General features: G+C 56.5%; 19 protein-coding genes and 1 pseudogene. 13 read left to right on the forward strand and 7 right to left on the reverse strand.

The features are described from left to right. The first annotated feature begins 20 nt into the window (after nucleotides 1-20). Genes EGY12_RS21610 through EGY12_RS21620 form a run of 3 tightly spaced genes read left to right on the forward strand, consistent with a single transcriptional unit; the run spans nucleotide 21 to nucleotide 2,510 of the window. Entirely contained in the window at nucleotides 21-1,256 is a 1,236-nt protein-coding gene (locus EGY12_RS21610; protein ID WP_172962944.1) for an MFS transporter, read from the forward strand. Between the two features lie 21 nt (nucleotides 1,257-1,277). Further along, on the forward strand, nucleotides 1,278-2,039 hold the full coding sequence (locus EGY12_RS21615) for an SDR family NAD(P)-dependent oxidoreductase (protein ID WP_049201283.1): 762 nt from the start codon (nucleotides 1,278-1,280) through the stop codon (nucleotides 2,037-2,039). A gap of 54 nt (nucleotides 2,040-2,093) precedes the next feature. Next, complete coding sequence (locus tag EGY12_RS21620) at nucleotides 2,094-2,510, forward strand: RbsD/FucU domain-containing protein (RefSeq protein ID WP_123895313.1); 417 nt, start codon at nucleotides 2,094-2,096, stop codon at nucleotides 2,508-2,510. 31 nt (nucleotides 2,511-2,541) lie between these two features. Here EGY12_RS21620 and umuC read toward each other — a convergent pair. Then, nucleotides 2,542-3,807 (reverse strand): annotated as a pseudogene (gene umuC / locus EGY12_RS21625) (translesion error-prone DNA polymerase V subunit UmuC); the annotation flags it as partial. A 2-nt stretch (nucleotides 3,808-3,809) separates the two neighbouring features. Further along, nucleotides 3,810-4,244, reverse strand: a complete 435-nt coding sequence (umuD, locus tag EGY12_RS21630) for a translesion error-prone DNA polymerase V autoproteolytic subunit (RefSeq protein WP_123895314.1) — start codon at nucleotides 4,242-4,244, stop codon at nucleotides 3,810-3,812. A 702-nt stretch (nucleotides 4,245-4,946) separates the two neighbouring features. On the opposite strand from umuD, the gene EGY12_RS21635 reads away from it, so the two are divergent. The 6 genes from EGY12_RS21635 (at nucleotide 4,947) to EGY12_RS21660 (ending at nucleotide 12,719) form a co-directional block, all read left to right on the forward strand. After that, nucleotides 4,947-5,888, forward strand: a complete 942-nt coding sequence (locus EGY12_RS21635) for a LysR family transcriptional regulator (RefSeq protein WP_216641504.1) — start codon at nucleotides 4,947-4,949, stop codon at nucleotides 5,886-5,888. Between the two features lie 497 nt (nucleotides 5,889-6,385). Then, complete coding sequence (locus EGY12_RS21640) at nucleotides 6,386-7,804, forward strand: PhoPQ-activated protein PqaA family protein (protein ID WP_216641505.1); 1,419 nt, start codon at nucleotides 6,386-6,388, stop codon at nucleotides 7,802-7,804. Nucleotides 7,805-7,892: 88 nt separating this feature from the next. Next, nucleotides 7,893-9,152, forward strand: coding sequence for a hypothetical protein (locus EGY12_RS21645; RefSeq protein ID WP_123895315.1), 1,260 nt, complete (start codon nucleotides 7,893-7,895; stop codon nucleotides 9,150-9,152). Between the two features lie 751 nt (nucleotides 9,153-9,903). Continuing rightward, nucleotides 9,904-10,746 carry a formate dehydrogenase accessory sulfurtransferase FdhD gene (gene fdhD, locus EGY12_RS21650; RefSeq protein ID WP_123895316.1) on the forward strand — a complete coding sequence of 281 codons (843 nt, stop codon included), beginning with the start codon at nucleotides 9,904-9,906 and terminating at the stop codon, nucleotides 10,744-10,746. A 58-nt stretch (nucleotides 10,747-10,804) separates the two neighbouring features. After that, nucleotides 10,805-11,722 carry a bestrophin family protein gene (locus EGY12_RS21655; RefSeq protein ID WP_123895317.1) on the forward strand — a complete coding sequence of 306 codons (918 nt, stop codon included), beginning with the start codon at nucleotides 10,805-10,807 and terminating at the stop codon, nucleotides 11,720-11,722. 34 nt (nucleotides 11,723-11,756) lie between these two features. Next, nucleotides 11,757-12,719 carry a Dyp-type peroxidase gene (locus EGY12_RS21660; RefSeq protein ID WP_123895318.1) on the forward strand — a complete coding sequence of 321 codons (963 nt, stop codon included), beginning with the start codon at nucleotides 11,757-11,759 and terminating at the stop codon, nucleotides 12,717-12,719. 27 nt (nucleotides 12,720-12,746) lie between these two features. Here the strand turns inward: EGY12_RS21660 and arsC are convergent, their stop codons facing one another. The 3 genes from arsC to EGY12_RS21680 form a co-directional block, all read right to left on the reverse strand. Further along, entirely contained in the window at nucleotides 12,747-13,178 is a 432-nt protein-coding gene (gene arsC / locus EGY12_RS21665; RefSeq protein ID WP_123895319.1) for an arsenate reductase (glutaredoxin), read from the reverse strand. A 14-nt stretch (nucleotides 13,179-13,192) separates the two neighbouring features. Continuing rightward, a complete protein-coding gene (locus tag EGY12_RS21675; RefSeq protein WP_123895320.1) occupies nucleotides 13,193-14,482 on the reverse strand; it encodes an arsenic transporter in 1,290 nt (429 codons plus the stop codon). Between the two features lie 69 nt (nucleotides 14,483-14,551). After that, the gene (locus EGY12_RS21680) at nucleotides 14,552-14,878 is read right to left on the reverse strand and encodes a metalloregulator ArsR/SmtB family transcription factor (RefSeq protein ID WP_123895321.1); all 327 of its coding nucleotides are present in this window, start codon (nucleotides 14,876-14,878) and stop codon (nucleotides 14,552-14,554) included. Nucleotides 14,879-15,027: 149 nt separating this feature from the next. On the opposite strand from EGY12_RS21680, the gene EGY12_RS21685 reads away from it, so the two are divergent. The 4 genes from EGY12_RS21685 to EGY12_RS21700 all read left to right on the forward strand — a co-directional run bounded on the left by EGY12_RS21685 (nucleotide 15,028) and on the right by EGY12_RS21700 (nucleotide 17,998). After that, nucleotides 15,028-16,137 (forward strand): YbdK family carboxylate-amine ligase, encoded by a 1,110-nt coding sequence (locus EGY12_RS21685; protein WP_123895322.1) that lies wholly within the window; start codon nucleotides 15,028-15,030, stop codon nucleotides 16,135-16,137. A gap of 95 nt (nucleotides 16,138-16,232) precedes the next feature. After that, the gene (locus tag EGY12_RS21690) at nucleotides 16,233-16,412 is read left to right on the forward strand and encodes a hypothetical protein (RefSeq protein WP_019453520.1); all 180 of its coding nucleotides are present in this window, start codon (nucleotides 16,233-16,235) and stop codon (nucleotides 16,410-16,412) included. Between the two features lie 213 nt (nucleotides 16,413-16,625). Then, a complete protein-coding gene (locus EGY12_RS21695) occupies nucleotides 16,626-17,222 on the forward strand; it encodes a hypothetical protein (RefSeq protein WP_123895323.1) in 597 nt (198 codons plus the stop codon). A 2-nt stretch (nucleotides 17,223-17,224) separates the two neighbouring features. Then, nucleotides 17,225-17,998, forward strand: a complete 774-nt coding sequence (locus EGY12_RS21700; RefSeq protein ID WP_123895324.1) for a DUF3307 domain-containing protein — start codon at nucleotides 17,225-17,227, stop codon at nucleotides 17,996-17,998. Nucleotides 17,999-18,044: 46 nt separating this feature from the next. Here the strand turns inward: EGY12_RS21700 and mgtA are convergent, their stop codons facing one another. Beyond that, the gene (gene mgtA, locus EGY12_RS21705) at nucleotides 18,045-20,744 is read right to left on the reverse strand and encodes a magnesium-translocating P-type ATPase (protein WP_123895325.1); all 2,700 of its coding nucleotides are present in this window, start codon (nucleotides 20,742-20,744) and stop codon (nucleotides 18,045-18,047) included. Between the two features lie 242 nt (nucleotides 20,745-20,986). Continuing rightward, nucleotides 20,987-21,685, reverse strand: a complete 699-nt coding sequence (locus tag EGY12_RS21710) for an MgtC family protein (protein WP_025303346.1) — start codon at nucleotides 21,683-21,685, stop codon at nucleotides 20,987-20,989. Between the last annotated feature and the right edge of the window lie 500 nt (nucleotides 21,686-22,185).

The raw sequence follows: 22,185 nt of genomic DNA on the forward strand, positions 1-22,185 counted from the left end.
CGCTGCATATTGTCCCCCTCATGATTTTATTGTATTTCCTGGCCTTTCTCGATCGCAATAATATGGCCTACGCCGCCAAAGCGCTGGAGGATAACCTGGGACTGACCGCCTCGGCATTCGGTTTCGCCTCCGGGATTTTCTTTATCGGCTATTTCCTGTTTGAAATACCCAGCAACGCCGGCACCATTAAATTCGGCCCGCGCATTTGGTTCGCCAGAATATTAATTTCCTGGGGCATCTTCGCGACCCTGCTCGGTTTTGTGCGCACGCCGCTGGAGTTGTATATTTGCCGTTTTATGCTGGGCGTATGCGAAGCCGGTTTCTTTCCCTCGGTGGTGTATTACTTCACGGTCTTCTTCCCGGAAAAGTACCGCACCAAAATTCTCGGCATGTTTATCATCGTTCAGCCGCTGTCCAACGCCGTCGGCTCGCCGATTTCCGGTTTTATTCTCAATATTCAGCATGACTGGTTCGGGTTCGCCCCCTGGCAGCTGCTGTTTATCCTCGAAGGGCTGCCGCCGATCGTCATCGGCCTGCTGATCCCGTTCCTGATCAAGAACTCGCCCAAGGACGTCGGCTATCTGAACGTCGAGGAAAAAGCCTGGCTGATGAGCAACGCCGGCCGCTCCAAATCCGGCTCTAAAATCACGCTGGGCGACTTCCTGAAAGGGATTAAAAACAAGAAATATCTGCTCTACGCACTGCTCAACTTCGGCATGGTGTGCGGCATTTATGGCTTCGGCACCTGGCTGCCGTCGATCATTACCGCCCTTTCCGGCAGCGATATTTTCCGCGTCAGCCTGCTGGCGCTCATTCCCTATGGCCTGGCCGCGCTGCTGGTGTATCCGTGGAGTCTGTGGGCCAGCAAAACCAAAAAGCTTGGCGTGTTCGCCGGCATCAGCATGGTGGTCGCCGCCATCGGCCTGATGGGCGCGGTAACGTTTTTTAAATACGATCCGCTTATCGCGTTGTCGTTCCTGTGCATCGCCGCCATCGGCATCTACACCGCCGTGCCGCCGTTTTTATCCATGCCCGCCAACATTTCCACCGGCGCAGCCGCGGCCGCCGGGCTGGCGGTAGTCAGCTGCATCGGCAATATCGGCGGCTTCGTCGCGCCTTATGCGGTGGGCGTGCTGAACGATCTGACCGGCAACAGCGCACCGGGGCTGTTTTTCCTGGCCTCGTGCCTGCTGACCACCGGGTTGATCTGCATTTTCTACTGCGCGAAACAGCGCGAAGGCGTCATCAATTCTTAACGAACCAATAAGGAGTCAATCATGGGCGATCTTGCGGGCAAAAAGGTCTTTATCACCGGGGCGGAACAGGGCATCGGCCGCGCCACCGCAGAGCGGCTAATCAAGGCCGGTTGCGACATCTATTTTCACTATCACAGCGACGAAAGCGGCCCCAAAGCGCTGGTGGCGCTGGCCCATTCATTGGGGCAAAAGGCCGCTTACGGCTACGCCGATCTCATCGATACCGACGAAACGCTGCGCTGCGTCTCCGCCGGCGCCGAGTTTCTCGGCGGCATCGACATTCTGGTCAATAACGTCGGCGGCATCGTCGGGCGCAAATGGTTGGGCGAGATCGACCGCGCCTTCTGGCAAACCGTGATCGACGTGAACATGACCACCATGCTGAACGTGACCCAGAGCGCGCTGCCGTTTCTTAAGGCGGCAAACGGCGCCAGCATCGTCAACCTGGCCTCGCAGGCCGGCCGCGCCGGCGGACACTCCGGCTCGCTGGTCTATTCCGCCACCAAGGGCGCGGTGCTCACCTGGACGCGCTCGCTGGCGGCGGAGCTGGGTGAGTACGGCATCCGGGTGAACGCGGTCGCGCCCGGCCTGATCCTCGGCACTCGCTTCCATAATCGGCACACCACCCAAGCATCGGCGGAGGAAACCGTTCGCGCCATCCCGCTCGGCCGAGCAGGTACGCCGGACGACGTGGCGCGTGCCATCGCCTTCCTGGCGGCGGAATACGACGGCTTCATCTCCGGCGCTACCCTCGACATCAACGGCGGCATCTACCGCATGTAGTGTCATTCAGCTGCGGGCGGCGCGGCTGCCGCCCGCCCATTCAGGAATCAGATTATGATCAAATCCGCCATCACTCACCCGCAGCTGCTCGCCGCGCTGGCGCAATGCGGGCACAAAACGCAGGTGCTGCTCGCCGACGGCAACTACGCCTGCATGACGCACGCGCCGAAAGACGCCACCGTCATCTATTTGAATCTGGGGCCCGGCACGCTCGCCGCCCCGCCAATTCTGGAAAAACTGCTGGCCTGCATCAACGTGGAAAGCGCCGCGCTGATGGCCTGCCCACCGGACTTCACCAACACCATCGAAGCCGAATACCGGCAGCTGCTACCGGCGCATTGCCCTGTAGAACACCTGCCGCGTGAGGATTTTTATGCGGCGGTCAAATCGGATCGGACGCTGCTGGTGATCGCCTCCGGCGAACAGCGCCGCTTCGCCAACCTGCTGCTGACGGTGGCGCCGGTGGTGTGACACGCGAATTATTTTCCGTCTGAAAACTCTCCCCCAGCCGCACCACCGGGATATCCGCCAACCGGGTGGTGTAGGCCGGTGACAGCATTTCGCGCTTCATTTGCCACGGCTTGACGATCCCCTGCCCGGCGAACCACACCCGCCCGCGTCCCTCCTGATTCAGGCGATCGAGGGTCGCCATCAGCCGTTCGCTGTTGCGGCGCGGCGGGCAGTCGTCGAACAGATCGATCTGTGCCATGGCAGCGGCGCTGAAATCCCCCAACACCACGCCGCCCTTCAGGTAACGCCGCCCTTCCTGCCAGATGCTCTCCAGCGCGCGCACCGCCATGGCGATAATATCGCGGCTATCGTTGCTCGGCGTTTGCAGCCGGGCAGTGCCCATATTGCTGTAATACCCCTCGCCAGCCGAATGCGGGCTGGTTTTGATAAACACCGAAACATTGCGGCAATAGCGCTTTTCCTGCCGCAGCTTTTCGGCGGCGCGTTCAGCGTAGCTGCAGATTGCCTCTCGCATGTGTGGGTAATGCGTCAGCCGCTGGCCGAACGAACGGGAGCAGATGATCTGCTCTTTGGCGGCCGCCTCATCTTCCCACTGCAGGCACGATTCGCCGCGCAGCTCGCGTATCGTGCGCTCCAGCACCACACTGAAGGTCTTACGCGCCAGCCGGGTATCGCAGTCTGCCAGCTGCAGCGCGGTGTGAATGCCCATCGCCTGCAGCTGGCGAGTCAGGCGGCGGCCTACGCCCCACACCTCTTCCACCGGGAGCAACGCCAGCAGTTTGCGCTGGCGCACCGGATCGGATAGATCCACCACGCCGCCGGTGCCGCGCCATTTCTTGGCGGCGAAGTTGGCCAGTTTGGCCAACGTTTTGCTCGGCGCAATGCCGACCCCGACCGTCAAATGCAGCTCGCGCCGGATGCGATCGCGCACTCGCTGGCCGAACGGCTCCAGCGCTTCGCAGTGCGCCACGCCGTCCAGCCGCAGAAAGGCTTCGTCCAACGAGTAGATCTCCACCGCCGGCGCCATCTCCTCCAGCGTATCCATCACCCGGCGGGACATATCGGCGTACAGCGCGTAGTTGGAGGAGAACACCGCGACGTTGCGGCGGCGCATCTCCTCTTTGATTTTGAAATAAGGCGCGCCCATCGGCACGCCCAACGCCTTCGCCTCGGTGCTGCGGGCGATCACGCAGCCATCGTTGTTGGACAGCACGATCACCGGCCGCCCTCGCAGATCGGGCCGAAAGATGGTTTCGCAGGAAGCGTAGAAGCTGTTGACGTCCACCAGGGCGAACATGGTTATAGCGCCGCGTAGACGATAAAAGTCACCACGCCGAAGATCTCCAGCTGATCCTCGTCGTCGAACACGATCGGCGCGTAGGCGGGATTCATCGGCAACAGCCGCACGTCAGGATAGCGCTGCAGCTTTTTGACGGTGAATTCGCCGTCCACCGCGGCGATCACGATATTGCCGTGCTCCGGCGTCAGGGCGCTGTCGACAATCAGCAGATCGCCATCCTGGATATTGCCGTCGATCATCGACTCGCCGCTGGCGCGCACGAAGTAAGTGGCATTGGGGTGCCGCACCAGCAGCTTGCCGATATCCAGCCGCCCTTCGACGTAGTCCTGCGCCGGTGAAGGAAAACCGCAGGCCACGCGATCGGCAAACAGCGGTAACGTTAGGGGGTCACCTGGTGAAAAAGCATACAACCTTGAATTGCTCAGCATAATCATAACCAAACTGTATATTTATACAGTAAAGCATAAACAAAACGCGAACGCGTGCAACCCCCTATCCCCCTGCGGATCGCGCTTTGTCGCGTAATATAATAATTTTCTGAGCGATTTTTTTTCGTTGGCGATCTACTTTGGCGGGTAATGTACACAATTTACTCACCCAAGCAATTTCTACATTTAGAGGTTGCATACCACGCTAGTACAGCCTCGTTCGAGATGCATCTTTATCTATTGTTTTCTGGAGGTTAATCACAGGTGGCACAGCCCCAGCTAACAGAACCGATGATAAAACGATATGGGTGCCGGTCTTTCCCGGCTGTCAGCAATTAACCCTGGTTTGTCATTCGCGCATAATTATTACTGCGCTCCAAGATTTACTGGTCTTTCCCAGCGGTCATTCACCTCAATGAATAGCTAAAAATACGTTTTATCCCGCGCAGAGCACCATGTAAGCTGCATTGGTAACACATAGGCAAAAATTCTCGCCGTTCACTCAACCTTTTTGGTTTAGCTACTCCGCTTGTCAAATAAAAAAGTTGTCTCCTCAATGAAAAAATCATAAAAAACAACCTATAAAATTTGGCCAGAACGTATTTTAACCGCGGGAAAAGTAGCGGAGTCTCACTTGCACAGCCATACTAGTGGCACCATTTACATCGGGCAAATAGCAACTTTCGATAGAGGATATAAAGAATTAGCATGAGAAGAGGCTCACCCATAACCTTGAAACAACTTCGGTATTTTATCGCTATCGCCGAGGCGGGTAGTTTTTCGGCCGCAGCACGAAACGCCTATATCGCCCAGCCCGCACTCAGCCGCCAAATCAGTTTATTGGAAGAAGAGCTGGGTATGCAGTTGCTGGAACGTTTGCACGACGGCATCTTACTGACAGATTCAGGGCAACGGCTCTGTGACCTCGCACGTTTTGTCGTGCAAACCGTCGATTCATTAAAAAGTGAGCTCCACTCCACTCAGGACAACCCGAAAGGCATGGTAACCATCGCCATTCCGGTTACCGCATCAGCATTATTGATGCCGCTCATCATTATACAGGCGCGGGAAAAATTCCCCGGCATTGAGTTGGTCGTGCGCGACGGTCTCAGTCAGGAAACAGGCGAAGCTATCGCCATGGGGCAAGTGGACTTTGGCGTGACCCCCAATGCGGAAGAATTGGATCATGTGTGCGTCGATCCGGTCTTTGCTGAACATCTGTACTGGGTTGGCCAACACGCATGCCCGGAAACTGCCGATACGATCACTCTGACGCAAGCAGCCGCCAGTTCGCTGGCCATGTTGCCGAAAAACTGTTCTTACCTCCGCCGCCGGGCGGAACAAGCAGCCATACAGCTAGGGATAGAACTCAACGTCGTGTATGAACAACATACCGCGCAAGGGCTCAGCAGCCTGGTGCGCAGCGGATTGGCCGCCACCATCTGCAATTGGCCCGCAGTGAGGGAAGGTTCGCCGTATCCGCCCTTAATGATTGTCGAACCCCGTTTGTATCGCACCATCTCCATTGCACATTCGGCCCATAAACCCTTGTCATTCGCCGCCTCGTGCATACGCGATCTGGTGCGCGGCATGCTGGTTGAAGCTGTGCGTTCAGGTAATTGGAGCGGTGAATTGATTAAACACCCGTAACCTACGGATAATCGCGCTCAAACGGGTTAATTTTATATTCCGCGTTTAACAACACTACAATCAGCACCGGGAATGCACGCTATCATCAGAGTACTTATTGCTATTAATAATGATGTCAGGAGCCAATTAAAATGGGTCACTACTCTCTATGAACAAAAATCAACACAGCCGCCCCGACAAAGGGACACTATTTAACGTTAACTAGCGGCACATTGAAAAAATAACACTCATTATTCAGATATACAGAATACACATACAATCCATATAAAAATGATATAACTGCCCAATCATAACTATTGGACTTATTAGCATGGTTACCTATAGTTTCTGTTAGTGCACATTATACAGGAGGGTATTGTGTTATCGCTAAGCCGATTTCGATTTAGCTCCTACCAGAACCCCCCTCTTCTTTTTAATCTTTTCACTAACCAACTAAGTTGTACGTTACTCAAATTGCTTCAAACACATATTTTTAATATGCATTCCAAAGAGGCCCCATGACAGTAAAGAAACGGCTCATAGCCATGGCAATAACACTTGCATGCATGAGCGGCGTTTTCGCTAAAACGCCGCCCCTTATCCTCGCAGAATCTAAGGAAAGCAATTCGGTCGAAAAATACTTCGATCTGCAAGAAATTCGCGATGAGAATACTCTTGGAACAAAAATTATCAGTGATACCGTTATCAATAGCAAAAGTCGGCCTGGTAAAACAGTGCGGAAAATTGAACTGAGCTTTACTGCGCAAAACTGGCATGGTTTGATCTTAAGGCATCCAGCCAGAGTTTACGTCCCCGTTGATTACAAGGGAGGCGGAAAAGCGGGGATTATCGGTACAGAAAGACAATTTTTTGATGATCCGAATTGGTCCAGAAAAAAAATCCCAGGCTCGGGCCGCGATACAGAAGGAGAGTACGCGGAAGGAACGGCAATCGATCTCAATATACCTATTATGATTTTCTCTAACCCTGCAGAAGATTATTGGGGAATGAACGAGTCAGATCTGATGGGATATGCTTTGAAAAAAGCACAGGAGACGAAGGATCTGACTTGGGTCGGCTACTATCCAATCATTAAATCCTACCTTCGCGCCATTACCCTTATGCACTCTCTGAAAGGAATTAATACGGAAAAAGCCGTACTCATGGGATGCTCTAAACGCGGATTAGCAGTAAGCGTAGCAACCGGCGTCGACCCCGATCGCGTTGCGGGTACCATGGCAGCCTGCTATTTCGGCGGAAATAATCTCTATTTCATCGCCAGAAAATTTGCTGAATTCGGCGCCGGGGTGGGAGGAGGAGAAGAAACCATGGGTCGCCCAACCGGGCCCGCATTTCAACCTGCAGATGAATTGCTGAGAGAGGTAAACAACCCTATAGGTTTACAAATTTTGGCAAACTTCGATCCTTATATGTGGCGAACGAAAATAAAAGCAAAGTATCTGGTTACACTCGGCACCAACGATCAGCTTTTCGCCTTAGGCAGCCCCAATAGCATGATGAGTGAAATGACGGGAGACAAAGCATTTTTAGCTGTGGACAACTTTCCCCACACCTGGGTTTCAGATAAACATCTGGCAGCATGGCGAATGTGGTTAGCTCATACGTTTATGGGCCGTAAAGTCCCTGAAATCAACATGCATGTCAGCCGTGAACACGACACATTAACGCTGCAACCCAAGATCAATAAGGTAAATAAGCTGATCGGTGTGAGCGTGTTTTATGCTTATGTACCCCTTGTGAGTGACTGGCGCAAAGCAAAATGGCAATCCGCGGAAATACCCGAAAATGGCGGTAACTTCACGGTTGAACTCAAGCTGAAACCTGGCAACCAGCTTGCATATTATATTGAGGTTCAAGATGAGGGCGTCGGGGGAACAGGTTATGTCAGCTCGTTGGTAGAGATCGTTCGCCAATAGAACAACGCTCCCTTGGGCTGCGTAATATCTATCCGCAGCTCAAGAGAGATAAGCTATCGCACTCAAGGCTTCAGATACTGGAGAAATAATGATGAACCGCCGTGACTTTATCAAAGCCGCTCTTGCTACAGCGTCTCTCAGCTACTTATTCACTGGCAGCACATTCGCACAACGTAGTGTCACGATATCAGCCAAGCAAACATTTCTGCAGTCTGGTGATGCATTATATGAGCTGGTTCAACAATATGCAGCCCTCGGATTTCATCGTGTGGGAACAGACGTCGATCGCCACACCAATGACTGGTTCTCACAGATACTCCAGAATATAGGCGGAGAAATATCAATGCAGCCATTTAGTTTCACACGCTTTGATGGTTATTCCCGCGTCCGCATTAGTGGAAAAGAGGTACCGTCAATGCCATTGTACTATGAAGGTATTGGCAATATGAGCTCCTCTTCCCCTTTCGTCGGCTCTGCCGTCGCACTGAGGGGCGATCGTACTTCTGCAGCCCTGCAGCGATTAATTACATCAGCTCAGACATCCGGCGCAAGAATTGCCGTGATAGCCACTCAGTGTGAACTGGGTGAACTACAGGTGCCCAACAGAGAGCCGAGATTGGGGAGTGGTTTACCGGTTGTTTTGGTGCCTGGCAGACTAGGGGAGTCGCTGCAGAAAAAAAGTGTAGATGTCCTGTTTTCGGGAAAAATTGTTCCGGGGAAAAGCAACAATATCATCGCCACGTTCGGTGATGTCAGTAAGAAGGCAATCATCATTGCCACACCGCTAAGCGGTTGGTTTCAATGCGCGGCGGAACGAGGTACCGGCATTGCACTTGCGCTTGGCCTCGCTCAAGCCCTGGCTGAACAATATCCAGTGATCGTTATCGGCTCACCCGGCCACGAACTGTTACATCATATCGGATTAGAAACACTGCTGAAGACAAACCAATTCAATCCGGCGCTTATCGTGCATTTAGGTGCTAACGTTGCTCTAACCATGAGAAATAAAACAGATAACACCATGGTCTTAGCCCCCGGCAGCAATAATCCGTCAATGATCCCAGCTATCGCGCGAGGTGTCTCAATCAGAATGGACGACGCTCGCTTCAAAAAAATCGAACCGATACTACTGGGAGCCGGTCTGCCGGCATTACTTAACCCTAAACAGTGGAATGGCGAAGGGGCACTATGGGCTTCCGCAGTAAACGCACCACTCATGTCATTTGTCGGTATTGGCCCACAATTCCATACGCCGGCAGATGTGCCCGAGCAGGTCACCTCCCCTCAGTCGCTCGAGACCGTTCACCAAATGTTGCTCAACGCCATCCAAAAATATATGCAAGCATAAGTCGGCTGGCTCGGCGCATTGACGTTAAACGGTGCTCCCTTACCTCAGATGGCGATGAGATTATCGCCACTCGCCGAAAATCACATTTTCCCTAGGCCCCCCCCTCTCGTACCTTACGGGCTCAAGCCCCAGCCGTTCCCCCGTAGCGTTGAGCCGCCTGCTAACATTGCCGTCATCAGAAAAAGTCACTATTTTCACCTAAACACGTCGCTCCGACCTCTTCCATGGATGAGCATTTATCATTCCCCTTAATGCTATAGGCAAATAATTGTTGCACGAGCGACTGACCTGTTTTCATGAGATCACGCCGAAAACCTAACGATAACAGGGGAAAACTGTCTTCGTGAGTTCAACGCGCGGATAGCAGGTTGCTCTATGCATCCCCTCGTTCTGATAATCAAAGTGGTGAAAAAGCATACAGGCATGACATATGGGTCACAATCGCAATAAAACTGTATATTTATACAGCAACACACAAGCAAACCGCGAGCGCGTGCAACCCTCTATCCCCCTGCGGCTCGCGCTTTCCCGCGTAATATAATAATTTTCTGAGCGATTTTTTTTACGCCTGCTAAGTGTTTCACCTTCCCTTGCACACACGTTATCCACCAAAACTGTGGATAACCTGATGGGCCGGCAGTACGGTGTGATTCCCTACGCGAGCGAGATCAGAATCCTGTATAATCCCCATACCTGCTCAATAAGAATTCATCCCCGTCGGCGCCTCGTCACCGACAGTCACGAGAACGTTATGAACAAGCACCTACTCCTCGCAGAAACTGACGATATCGAACAGGAATGCCTGTCGCGCCACGCGGTTTGGCAGCGCAACGATCTGGCTCAGGCGCAACAGGATTGGCTGGCGGAAGAAGTGCCGGTCGTCCTGGTGTACAACGGCATTTCCCACGTGGTAATGATGGCGACGCCGAAAGATCTGGCGGCCTTCGCCATCGGTTTTTCGCTGTCCGAAGGCATCATCGCCTCCCCCGACGATATCTACGACATCCGCCAACAACCGGCCTGCAACGGCATTGAAGTGCATGTGGAACTCTCGAGCCGCCGCTTTATGCAGCTGAAAGAGAAGCGCCGCAACCTGGCCGGCCGCACCGGCTGCGGCGTCTGCGGGGTGGAGCAGCTGCAGGAGGTCGCCCAACCCATCGCGCCGCTGCCCTTCACGCAACGCTTCGATTTGGCCCTGCTCGACCGGGCGCTGGCGCAGCTGCAGGAAGTGCAAACGGTGGGGAAATTGACCGGCTGCACCCATGCGGCGGCCTGGATCCAGCCGGACGGCGCGCTCAGCGGCGGATGTGAAGACGTCGGCCGCCACGTCGCGCTCGACAAATTACTGGGCTACCGCAGCCAACAGGCGTGGCGGCAAGGTGCTGCGCTGGTGTCGAGCCGCGCCAGCTATGAAATGGTACAAAAATCCGCCATGTGCGGCGTCGAGATCCTGTTCGCCGTTTCCGCCGCCACCCGCCTGGCGGTAGAGGTGGCCGAACGCAGCAACCTGACGCTGGTGGGCTTCAGCAAGCCGGGGCGCGCCACCGTTTATACGCACCCGCAGCGGCTCTGGCAATCGACGGCGGCGGCCTAACGCCGCCGGATAAGAATCGACTATTCTCAATAGCAGGACACCAGGAAGCACCCACGTTATGATAATTCGCCCGCACCAGAACTGGTTTTTTCGCCTGTTCGCCTGGCACGGTTCCGTGCTGTCAAAAATTACCTTTCGCCTGTCGCTGAACGTGCTGATGTCGATAGTGGCGGTGATCAGCTACCAATGGTATGAACAGCTCGGCGTGCATTTAACCATCGCGCCGTTCAGCCTGCTGGGCATCGCCATCGCCATCTTTCTCGGCTTTCGCAATAACGCCGGCTACAGCCGCTTTGTCGAGGCCCGCAACCTGTGGGGCTCGCTGCTGATTACCGAACGCTCGCTGTTGCGCCAGATCAAAAGCCTGCTGCCGGACGAACCGGCGGTGCATCAGAAGGTCGCCAAGCTGCTGATCGCCTTCAGCTGGAGCCTGAAGCATCAGCTGCGCGCCACCGATCCGACCGCCGATCTGTACCACAATCTCAGCAGCAAGGAACTGGCCGAAGTGATCGCCAGTCCGATGCCGACCAACCGCATCTTGCTGATGCTGGGCCAGGAGATCGGCAAGCTGCGCCGACGGGGGCTGCTGAGCGACATCACCTTCGAGCTGCTCGACAATAAACTGAGCGAGCTGTCCCACGCCCTCGGCGGCTGCGAACGGCTAGCCAGTACGCCGGTGCCGTTCGCCTATACCCTGATCCTGCAGCGCACCGTTTATCTGTTCTGCAGCCTGCTGCCTTTTGCCCTGGTGACCGATCTGCATTACATGACACCATTTGTTTCGGTGTTCATTTCCTATACCTTCTTATCTTGGGACTCGTTGGCCGAAGAGCTGGAAGATCCGTTCGGCGTGTCGGCCAACCATCTGCCGTTAAACGCCATCTGTAACACCATTGAGCGCAACCTGCTGGAAATGAACGACCAAAGTCCGCTGCCGCCGCCGATGAAACCCGACGAGCACTTTAATTTGATTTGACCTATTTCACCCGAACACACTGGAGCCGAATGCAATGAATGCAAATAACAATCCGCCGCAAGCCGTTTTCACTCCGGTGACGCGCCACGCCATCTTCATCGTCGCCACCCTGTCGCCCGTTCCTGCCCATCTGGCGGCGGTGCGCGCCTGGTGCGGCGACATCGCCGCCGTGGTGCGTTCGGTCGGTAAACGTGCGCCGGCGGGCAACCTCACCTGCGTCTGCGGTTTCGGTTCCGAGGCTTGGGATACACTGTTTGGCGCACCGCGCCCTCGCCAGTTGCATCCGTTCAGCCCGATCGGCAGCGGGGAACGCGTCGCCGTCGCCACGCCCGGCGACATCCTGCTGCATATCCGCGCCGATGAAATGGATCTGTGTTTCGAACTGGCCTCACAGCTGGTCGGCAAGCTCGGCGACGCCGTGACGGTGATCGAAGAGGTGCACGGCTTCCGTTACTTCGATCAGCGCGCCATGATTGGCTTCGTCGACGGCACGGAAAACCCTGAGGGGCACGAAGCCTTCGACTATACGGTGATCGGCGATGAAGACGCGGCGTTCAGCGGCGGCAGCTATGTGCTGGTGCAAAAATACCTGCACGATATGCAGGGCTGGAACTCGCTCAGCGTGGAAACGCAGGAGAAGATCATCGGCCGCCATAAACAGTCCAACATCGAGTTGGATGAAGCGGTCAAGCCGTCGTCATCGCACAGTTCACTGACCACCATCACCGACGAGCAAGGCAACGAGGTGAAAATTCTGCGCGACAACATGCCATTCGGCCGCCCCGGCCTGCGCGAATTCGGCACCTACTTTATCGGCTATGCACGCTCCCCGCAGCCAATCGAGCAGATGCTGGAAAACATGTTTGTCGGCCGCCCCGCCGGCAACTACGATCGGCTGCTCGATTTTAGCCACGCGGTAACCGGCACCCTGTTCTTCGTGCCTTCTGCCCCGCTGCTGGAAGCGCTGGCCGACCGCAGCGGCGCCGAACTGCACTGATTTTGCCAAGGCGCAGGGCCGCAGCGATCAGCCTTTGGTTATCCTGCGGCCCTGCGCATCGATCACCGGCTCCCCATCCTCTTTGCTGAATGCCCCGCGCTGCGGAGCCGGCAGAATATCCAACACCGCCTCCGACGGCCGGCACAGCCGCGTGCCGAGCGGTGTCACCACAATGGGCCGATTGATTAGGATCGGCTGTTGCAACATGAAGTCGATCAGTTGCTCATCGTTCCAGCCGGTCTCGTCCAGTTTCAACTCGGCGTAAGGTTCGACGTTTTTGCGCAGTAACGCGCGCGGCGTCATCCCCATCTCGGCCAGCAGCGCAACCAACCGTTCGCGGCTGGGAGGCGTTTCCAGATACAAAATCACCTCGGGCTCAACGCCGCTGTTGCGGATCAGCGCCAACGTGTTGCGCGACGTGCCGCAGGCCGGGTTGTGATAAATCTTGATACTGCTCATGACGGTTTCTCCGGTTAGGACAAAACGGACAGCCGCAGCGCCAGCGCGGCCAGGGTGACGAACAGAATCGGCAGCGTCATCACCAGTCCCACGCGGAAATAATAGCCCCAGGTAATGACGATGTTCTTCCTTGCCAACACATGCAACCACAGCAACGTAGCCAGGCTGCCGATCGGGGTGATTTTGGGGCCAAGATCGCTGCCGATGACATTGGCGTAAATCATCGCCTGCTTGATGACGCCTTCCGCGCCGCTGCCATCGATTGACAACGCCCCCACCAATACCGTTGGCATGTTATTCATGACGGAAGAGAGAAACGCGCTCAGGAAGCCGGTGCCGAGCGTTGCCACCCACAGCCCCTGCCGCGCCAGTGCGTCCAACACGTCGGCAAGCAGATCGGTTAAGCCGGCATTGCGCAACCCGTAAACCACCAGATACATACCCAGCGAGAAAATCACGATCTGCCAGGGCGCCCCGCGCAGCACTTTACCGGTATCGATCGCCCGCCCGCGTTTCGCCACCGCCAGCAGAATCAGCGCGCCGCAGGCGGCAACCAAACTCACCGGCACACCGAGCGGTTCCAGGGCGAAAAAGCCAATCAGTAACAGCGCCAATACGGCCCAACCGGTTCGGAAAGTCGCCCGATCGCGAATCGCTTCTTGGGGTACCGGTAAACGCGTCAACGCGTAGCGCTGTGGAATATCCTTGCGAAAGAACAGATGCAACATCACCAGGGTCGCCGCCACGGCGGCAAGGTTAACCGGCACCATCACTGCCGCATACTCCGTAAAGCCCAACCGGAAGAAATCCGCCGACACGATATTCACCAGGTTAGACACCACCAGCGGCAGGCTGGCGGTATCGGCGATAAAGCCCGCCGCCATCACGAAGGCCAGCACTGCCGCAGGGCGAAAGCCGAGCGCCGACAGCATGGCGATCACGATCGGCGTAAGGATTAACGCGGCACCGTCGTTCGCGAACAGCGCCGCCACCGCGGCCCCCAGCAGCAGCATGTAGGTAAACAGCCATCGGCCTTTGCCGTTGCCCCAGCGCGCGACGTGCAAGGCGATCCAGGCAAAGAAGCCGCTCTCATCCAGCAACAGGCTGATGATGATGACGGCGATAAAGGTCGCGGTCGCATTCCAGACTATCTGCCACACCACGGAAATATCGCCGATGTGCACCACGCCGCTCAGTAATGCCAATCCCGCGCCGAATGCCGCGCTCCAGCCGATGCTCAGCCCTCTCGGTTGCCAGATCACCAAGGCCAACGTCAGAATAAAGATCGCCCCTGCCACTATCATCGCCGCCTCACTGCCTCCACAAGTTTACATATATGTTTTTTCAAATGTGTTTGCGCAAATTTTTTACCGTTACGGGCAGCCTTTCGCCGCGCGTTGCGCCAATCCCGTCATCTGTTCTGATCGGCACTGATAAGCCTGCTCAATAATCGCCGCCGCCCAGGCTGGCATATGCGGTGACAGGCGATAATGGATCCACTTGCCATCGCGCCGATCGAGCAACAGCCCGCTTTCACGCAACATTGCCAGATGCCTTGAGATTTTGGGCTGCGGCAGCGCCAGTCCGCTCGACAGTTCGCACACGCACAGCTCACCGGCGTGGCGTAGCAACAGCACCAGCGTCAAACGCGTCTCGTCCGACAAGTTTTTAAACAGCTTAAGCGGCGTCAATGACGTCATGTCACCCTCCCGTATCTTCATCCTCTCCACAAATCGCTCGTGAAGATAACACCTTCATATTTGTAAAAACAAATATAAAACGCAAAACGTTGTCCCCCTCGCCGAGGCATATAATTATCTTAATGCTGTTCTTGCAGGAAGGAGGTTCCATGCCGCTCACTTTCAAACGTTCGGAAAGGCTTTCCATCGGCACCGAAATAGAGCTGCAGTTAGTCGATGACGAGCACTACGATCTTACCGATCGGGCTGACCGGGTGGTCAGCGAGATCGGCGACCGCCGGCGCGTCAAACATGAGCTCACAAAATCGATGGTGGAGCTGAACAGCTCTGTGCACCGCGATCTCGCTGAACTGCACGCCGAGCTGCGCGCCCTGACCGCAACCGTCCGGCGCAGCGCGCAACGCCTGGGCTGTGACGTTTGCGGCGGCGGCCGCCATCTCAGCAACGACTGGCGCAAGCAGGTCATCAGCGACAACGCGCGCTACAGACAGCTGGCCAGTCGCTTTGGCTATCTCTCCAAACTGGCCTGCGTGTTCGGCCAACACATTCACCTCGGCGTCAACGACGGGGACGAGGCGATATACCTGTGCCATGCGCTGACGCCCTATTTTCCGCAGCTGATCGCGCTCAGCGCTTCGTCGCCGCTGTATCAGGGCGTCGATACGTGCTTTGCCAGTTCCCGTTTCAGCGCGCAGAACTCCTTCCCCAACTACGGCTGCCTGGAACACATCTACAGCTGGAGCGAATTCAACGCCTACTACGAACGGCTGAACGCCGCCGGCGTGATTGAAAGCATCAAGGATATTTACTGGGATGCGCGGCCAAAACCGGAACTGGGCACGGTAGAGATCCGCATCTGCGATACGCCGCTGCGCATCGCGCACGCCGTGCTGCTGGTCGGCTATTGCCGTCTGCTGGCTGATTTTCTGTTGCAGCGCCGGACGCCGATCGCGCCGGAATACGATGCTTTCACCAATTACAACAAGATCAACGCCTATCGCAGCGGTTTCGCCGCCGAATACGTCGATCCCGTGACGCTGCGCCGCAGCAGCCTGACCGCCCACATCCTGCACACCCTCGAGGCGCTGAGCGATTTCGCCGAGCGGCGGGAGGATCGGGCGGTGTTACAGGCGATCGAGTGCCATGTTCGCCAGGGCATCAGCGATTCGGAGCATATCCGCCAAATGTTGCACAACGGCCTGCCGCAGGCTCAGGTGATAAAACGCCTGTGCGATGAACTGTTGCAGCCTGCAAGTTAAGTTTCAGCTATCGATTCCATACGCCAAAGCCGCTGTTCATTATGTGCTCTTTCGCTACAATCGTGAGCACTGACATTCACCGTATCGAGGACACCATGTACAACTTCTCCCGCTATCAGGCAAAAGAACTGGCGCTGGCTTATATGAGCGGCAAAAAGCACGATCTGTCGCCGCAAGAGTTTTTGCAGCAGTTGAAAAGCAGCGAACGTTCGTTTGAGCACCTGTTGAAGCACGGCAGCGAAATGCCGCGTGAAGTGCTGGTAAAAAGCTTCTGAGCGGCCGGTTGCCGGCCAGTTTCCGTCTACGCCGCCGGTGGCGAGTCTGACAGATTCGCGCTTTCCCGGCCGTTTCTCCTCCCTTTCTCCGCAACACAGCGTTTCGCCCCTACAGGCGAAAAGGTTGAAAATTCGCATCTAGAAGCGAATTATTGACATATTCGTATCAAGATGCGAATTTATAGTCATCTCCTGCAAACAACGGATCACAGCATGCCGACGCCAATCAGCGTAATCAGCGGCGATCTGGTCGATTCTCGCCGCTCAGACACCGCCAACTACCTCAATGGGCTGCATAGCCTGCTCGATCGGCTGCAGCTCGACGGACGGCTGCATCAAGTGGAAATCTTTCGCGGTGATGCCTTCCAGGCGCAGGCTGCCCCGGAGGACGGGCTGCTGCTGGCGGTATATATTCGCCTCGCGCTACGGGCGATGGGCGCCGCACACTGGGATGCGCGCATCGCCGTCGGGCTCGGCAACCAACGGCCCGAAGCCGCCGGTTACGGCAGTGCCTTTATCAATTCCGGCAGCGCGCTGGACGCCATGGCAAAAAATTGCCGGCTGGCTCTGAAAACCGACAACGATCGGACAAACGCCATTGTCAGCGATCTGCTGCCGATGTTAGATCATGTGATTGCCCGCCTGTCACAGGCCGAAGCCCGCATCGTTCAGGCGAGAATGTTCGCCGACAGCGGCGCCGCCGTGGCAGACCAGCTGCAAAAAGCCGCCTCTACGGTCTCCGCTACCCTGAAACGCGCTGCCTACGAGGAAATCATGCGGTTTATTCACGCCATTAACAGGATCGTCTGACTATGGATCTGACCTATGCGCCTTTGCTGGCCTGGCTGTTGTTCGTCCATCTGCTGGCGGATTTTCCGCTGCAGCCGCTGAGTTGGGTGGAAGATAAAATCCAACATCGCGTACGTTCGCGTTTTCTGGTGTTGCACGCGTTGCTGCACGGGGTGCTGGCCGCCTGGGTCGTGGCGGGTTTCGGCCTGCTGCACGGGGGGCTTTCTTCGCTTCAGGTACTGGCCAGCCTGCTGCTCATCGCCGTCAGCCACTACCTGATCGATTTGCTGAAAGTCACCGCAATGAACCGCCTGAGCCCGGCCCGCAGTTTCCTGCTCGATCAGGGATTGCATCTGGCGGTGATCGCCTTGCTGTGGCTGGGGCTGACGCCGAATGCCGGTGAACTGCTCGCCGCGCTGGGGCGGCAACTGGGGAGTTGGCAAGCCGGTCTGGTGCTGGTGGCCTACAGCCTGATTTATCTGCCGATGAGCCTGCTGATCGGGCAACTGCTGGCGCGCTGGACACCGCAAATGCCGCCTTCGGCCAAGGCCGACAACGACTCACTGCTGCGCGCGGGCAAACAGATTGGCTATCTGGAGAGAACGCTCATCCTGACCTTTGTGCTGCTGGGGCAAATCCCGGCGATCGGCTTTTTGCTGGCGGCCAAATCTATCTTCCGTTTCGGCGATCTGCGCCAAAGCGATGATAAGATGCGCACCGAGTATGTGCTGCTCGGCACGCTGTTTTCCTTCACGCTGACCATCATGCTCGGCCTGCTGGTCAACAAACTGCTCTAGGTGCGGGGGCAAAGAATTTCGCCCCCGAAGTGAACGCCGAGGCGGCTTACAGCCACTCGCCAAAGCGGCGGATATAAAAACGCTTCATCAACTGCGCGACCACGCAGTAGCTGACCAACGTCGCGGCCAACCACGGGAAGTATTCCCACGGCAGCGGCTGCAGGCCGACCAGGGCGCCGAGCGGTGAGAACGGAATGTAGATGCCGAGCGCCATCACCAATCCGGTGGTCAGCAACACCGGCAGCGCCGCGGTGCTCTGAATGAACGGAATCTTCTGAGTGCGCAGCATATGCACCACCAACGTTTGCGACAGCAGCCCCTCAATGAACCAGCCTGACTGGAACAGCGCCTGGTGTTCCACGCTGTTGGCGGCGAACACGTACCACATCAGCGCATACGTCGTGATATCGAAGATCGATGAGGTCGGCCCAATCCACAGCATAAAGCGCCCGATGTTTTTGGAGTCCCACTTGCGCGGCTTGCGCAGAAACTCTTTGTCCATCTTGTCCCACGGCAGCGACAGCTGAGAAATGTCGTACATCAGGTTCTGAATCAACAGGTGGATCGCCAGCATCGGCAGGAACGGGATGAAGGCGCTGGCCACCAGCACCGAGAACACGTTGCCGAAGTTGGAGCTGGCGGTCATGTTCAGATACTTGATGATATTGCCGAAGGTCTCGCGCCCTTTGATCACCCCCTCTTCCAGCACCATCAGGTTCTTTTCCAGCAGGATGATGTCCGCCGATTCCTTGGCGATGTCAGTGCCGGTGTCGACCGAAATGCCGACGTCGGCGTCGCGCAGCGCCGGCGCATCGTTGATGCCGTCGCCAAGGAAGCCGACGGTATGTCCGTTGGCCTGCAGCATTTTCAGCACCCGCGATTTTTGCAGCGGCGTCAGCTTGGTGAAGACCGTGCGCTGCTCCACTTCGCGCGCCAGCTCTTCGTCATCCATCTGCTCAATCTGCAGCCCAGAGAGCGGCTCCCCCGGCTCCAGCCCGACGTCGCGGCAGATCTTGCAGGTGATCACCGGGTTGTCGCCCGTCAGCACCTTCACCGTCACGCCGTTTTCCTGCAGCGCGGCAATCGCCTGCTGCGCGCTCTCCTTCGGTGGATCGAGGAAGGTCAGCAGCCCTTGCACCACCATGTCGCGCTCGTCGGCTACGCTCAGCGGCTCGGCCGGGCGTTGCATATCCAGCTCGCGCGTCGCCAGCACCAGCACGCGGAAACCGTCCTCGTTATACTCGCGGGCCAGCGCCTGCAACGCCGCACGGCGCCCTTCGTCCAATTCCAGCGTCTTGTCGCCTTCTCGCACGTGGGTGGCGATCTCCAGCATCTCCTCCACTGCGCCCTTACAGATCAGCTGCTGCTTGCCATTCTCATCCGCAACCACGATCGACAGACGGCGACGCACGAAATCGAACGGCAGCTCGTCCACCTTGCTGAAACGCCCTAGGGCTTCGATCCCCGGTTTGCCGCGCCCGAAGCGGATCACCGCCTGGTCCATCAGGTTCTTCATGCCGCTCTGATGGAAGCTGTTCAACCAGGCCAGGTGCAACACCTCGTTATCCCTGGCGCCATTGACGTCGATATGGTGTTCGAGAATGATGCGGTCCTGGGTCAGGGTACCGGTCTTGTCGGTGCAAAGCACGTCCATGGCGCCGAAGTTCTGAATGGCGTTCAAGCGCTTCACCACCACCTTGCGGCGCGACATGGCGATCGCCCCTTTCGCCAGGTTGGAGCTGACGATCATCGGCAGCATTTCCGGCGTCAGGCCAACCGCCACCGCCAGTGCGAACAGCGCCGCCTCGCTCCAATCGCCTTTGGTGAAGCCGTTGATCAGCAACACCACCGGCACCATCACCAGCATAAAGCGGATCAACAACCAGCTGACGCTGTTCACCCCGCGATCGAACGCGGTTTGCGCCCGCGAACCGACGATCGACTTGGCCAGTGAACCGAAGTACGTGCGCCCACCGGTCGCCACCACCACCGCCGTGGCGGTACCGCTGGCGACGTTGGTGCCCATCAGGCAGATATTGGACAGTTCAAGCAGCGCGTTCTCGCTGGACACTTCCCCTTCGCTCGACTTCTGCGCTACGTTGCCCATGGCATCGTATTTCTCGATAGGGATCGCTTCACCGGTCAAAATCGCCTGGCTGATGAACAGATCGCGCGAGGCGATAAGGCGTACGTCGGCCGGCACCATGTCACCGGCGGAGAGCTGAATGATATCCCCCGGCACCAGTTCGCGGATCGGCACTTCCAGCGTCAGCGGATGCGCGCTGTAGCTGCTGCGGCGCAATACCGTGGCGGTGGTGCGCACCATCGACTTCAACGCTTCCGCCGCTTTGTTGGTGCGATATTCTTGCCAAAAACGCAGCAGCCCGCTCAGCGTGACCATGGTCAGAATGATAATGACGCCGGTGAGTTCAGTTTCTTCACCGCTCTGGAGCGGCAACCAATAATCGGTAAAGAAACTGATCGCAGCCAGCACCATCAGCACGAAGATAAACGGGTTGTTGAAGGCCTTGATCAGCTGAATCAAGGCATGCGGTGCCTTATCGTGGGCGACCTGGTTGGCGCCGAACTGCTCCAGCCGCTCATCGGCGTCGTCCTGGGTCAAGCCGTTACGGTTGCACTTCAGGTTCGCCAGCGTTTGGGCGATGCTGTTGGTCGCCTCTTCCGCAATGGCGTAGGTCACCGCATCTTTATCGCGGCGACGCATTCTTTCATTAATCTGAGTCATAACGCTATTCTCTTATTTTCGTTCTGCGCACAGGGATATCCCGCCCGATAAACAGGTGACTCTGCGCAGAGTGGAATTTTTTAATTAGCGTGACTGAATAGCGTGATTACCCTGTCAGCCACGCAGAAATCATTTCCCTTCCGGGGTCATCGTCCATAACGCCTCCTTAATGCTCCGCGTTATTCAGGCGCGCCCGAATAACCTGAACATATAATCAAGTTAATAAATATTTATATAATTAATCAGACCGGTAATTCGGACGCGACGCGCCAGCGAACGGCACTCACGCTTTTTTCCAGACTGACGCGGCAGACAATACCCTCAATTTCTTTTTGCGCGGCCGGCGTGGCGGTAATTTCTGCGCACACTTCCAATTGGCCAGGGCTGGAAATATCGGCGCTGCGCAAGGACTGCAGCCGTAAGGCGACGCCGTTCAGCGCCTGCAGAATCAGGGTGCGCACCAGAATTTCATCCTGCTCGCCGCAGGTCACCTGAATGCGATAGCACAGTTCCAGATCGGTCGCCTGCTGGTGCGGCTGCAGGTTGATGCGCTGAGCGGCCTCACGCAGCAGGATATTGGCACACAGGATCACCAGCGTGGCGACCACCGCATCCCAATGCTGGCCCAGGCCGCACAGTACGCCGATCCCAGCCGAACACCACAGCGTGGCGGCGGTGTTGAGGCCGCGAATGTTCAGCCCTTCACGCATGATGACGCCGGCACCGAGGAAGCCGATACCCGAGACGATTTGCGCGGCCACGCGGCCGGCGCTGGCCGGATCGGTGGACATGGAGCTGAGAATAAAGACCGCCGCGCCGGTTGCCACCAGCGCATTGGTACGCAGGCCGGCCATACGTTGACGCCACTGGCGCTCGGCGCCAATCACCGCGCCCAGGCACATCGCCAGCAATAAATTCAAAACGAAAGGAGTCATAGCCATGACTGTCCCCTTAATTAACCGCAGGAGATAAAATCATGTGCTGTTTAGCACACGCAAAATCGCGCCGAAAATAAATCAGCGAATCAGCGTGCTGAGCCTGGAGGGAAAAGGCTGTGGCTGCAGAATACCATAATAACGTCCAACTCAATTCACCTGAAACCGTCAGGCCTCAGGAAGCGTTTTTTATTCGGGTATGCACAGCTCAGGAATAACTGGAGAGGGGTGCTGCCCGCCGATAACGGCAAGCAACAAATCAGAAGAGAATTGGTCAGCTTGCCTTATTTGTTTTATTACAACTACAACTGTCCAATTGGGTTTCTCCACCGAAATTTTGGCTGAGTATAGTGACGTCGTGTAATGAAGTAAAGGCGAATTTATTAAACGAAAAATAAACTGAAATACCGCAATGATATTCCGATGTCACAAATAGAAAACGGCAACATTGGGCGCCGGTGCGCTTATCGATAAACTACCCTCCTTCATCTTTCAAGGACGCACCG

It is taken from the genome of Serratia sp. FDAARGOS_506 (genome assembly GCF_003812745.1).
Lineage (GTDB): Bacteria > Pseudomonadota > Gammaproteobacteria > Enterobacterales > Enterobacteriaceae > Serratia.

Bases quoted from the DNA above. Each gene is read 5' to 3' on its own strand.
- EGY12_RS21610 (WP_172962944.1), top strand. From the start codon at position 21: ATGATTTTATTGTATTTCCTGGCCTTTCTCGATCGCAATAATATGGCC.
- EGY12_RS21615 (WP_049201283.1), top strand. From the start codon at position 1,278: ATGGGCGATCTTGCGGGCAAAAAGGTCTTTATCACCGGGGCGGAACAG.
- EGY12_RS21620 (WP_123895313.1), top strand. From the start codon at position 2,094: ATGATCAAATCCGCCATCACTCACCCGCAGCTGCTCGCCGCGCTGGCG.
- umuD (WP_123895314.1), bottom strand. From the start codon at position 4,244: ATGATTATGCTGAGCAATTCAAGGTTGTATGCTTTTTCACCAGGTGAC.
- EGY12_RS21635 (WP_216641504.1), top strand. From the start codon at position 4,947: ATGAGAAGAGGCTCACCCATAACCTTGAAACAACTTCGGTATTTTATC.
- EGY12_RS21640 (WP_216641505.1), top strand. From the start codon at position 6,386: ATGACAGTAAAGAAACGGCTCATAGCCATGGCAATAACACTTGCATGC.
- EGY12_RS21645 (WP_123895315.1), top strand. From the start codon at position 7,893: ATGATGAACCGCCGTGACTTTATCAAAGCCGCTCTTGCTACAGCGTCT.
- fdhD (WP_123895316.1), top strand. From the start codon at position 9,904: ATGAACAAGCACCTACTCCTCGCAGAAACTGACGATATCGAACAGGAA.
- EGY12_RS21655 (WP_123895317.1), top strand. From the start codon at position 10,805: ATGATAATTCGCCCGCACCAGAACTGGTTTTTTCGCCTGTTCGCCTGG.
- EGY12_RS21660 (WP_123895318.1), top strand. From the start codon at position 11,757: ATGAATGCAAATAACAATCCGCCGCAAGCCGTTTTCACTCCGGTGACG.
- arsC (WP_123895319.1), bottom strand. From the start codon at position 13,178: ATGAGCAGTATCAAGATTTATCACAACCCGGCCTGCGGCACGTCGCGC.
- EGY12_RS21675 (WP_123895320.1), bottom strand. From the start codon at position 14,482: ATGATAGTGGCAGGGGCGATCTTTATTCTGACGTTGGCCTTGGTGATC.
- EGY12_RS21680 (WP_123895321.1), bottom strand. From the start codon at position 14,878: ATGACGTCATTGACGCCGCTTAAGCTGTTTAAAAACTTGTCGGACGAG.
- EGY12_RS21685 (WP_123895322.1), top strand. From the start codon at position 15,028: ATGCCGCTCACTTTCAAACGTTCGGAAAGGCTTTCCATCGGCACCGAA.
- EGY12_RS21690 (WP_019453520.1), top strand. From the start codon at position 16,233: ATGTACAACTTCTCCCGCTATCAGGCAAAAGAACTGGCGCTGGCTTAT.
- EGY12_RS21695 (WP_123895323.1), top strand. From the start codon at position 16,626: ATGCCGACGCCAATCAGCGTAATCAGCGGCGATCTGGTCGATTCTCGC.
- EGY12_RS21700 (WP_123895324.1), top strand. From the start codon at position 17,225: ATGGATCTGACCTATGCGCCTTTGCTGGCCTGGCTGTTGTTCGTCCAT.
- mgtA (WP_123895325.1), bottom strand. From the start codon at position 20,744: ATGACTCAGATTAATGAAAGAATGCGTCGCCGCGATAAAGATGCGGTG.
- EGY12_RS21710 (WP_025303346.1), bottom strand. From the start codon at position 21,685: ATGGCTATGACTCCTTTCGTTTTGAATTTATTGCTGGCGATGTGCCTG.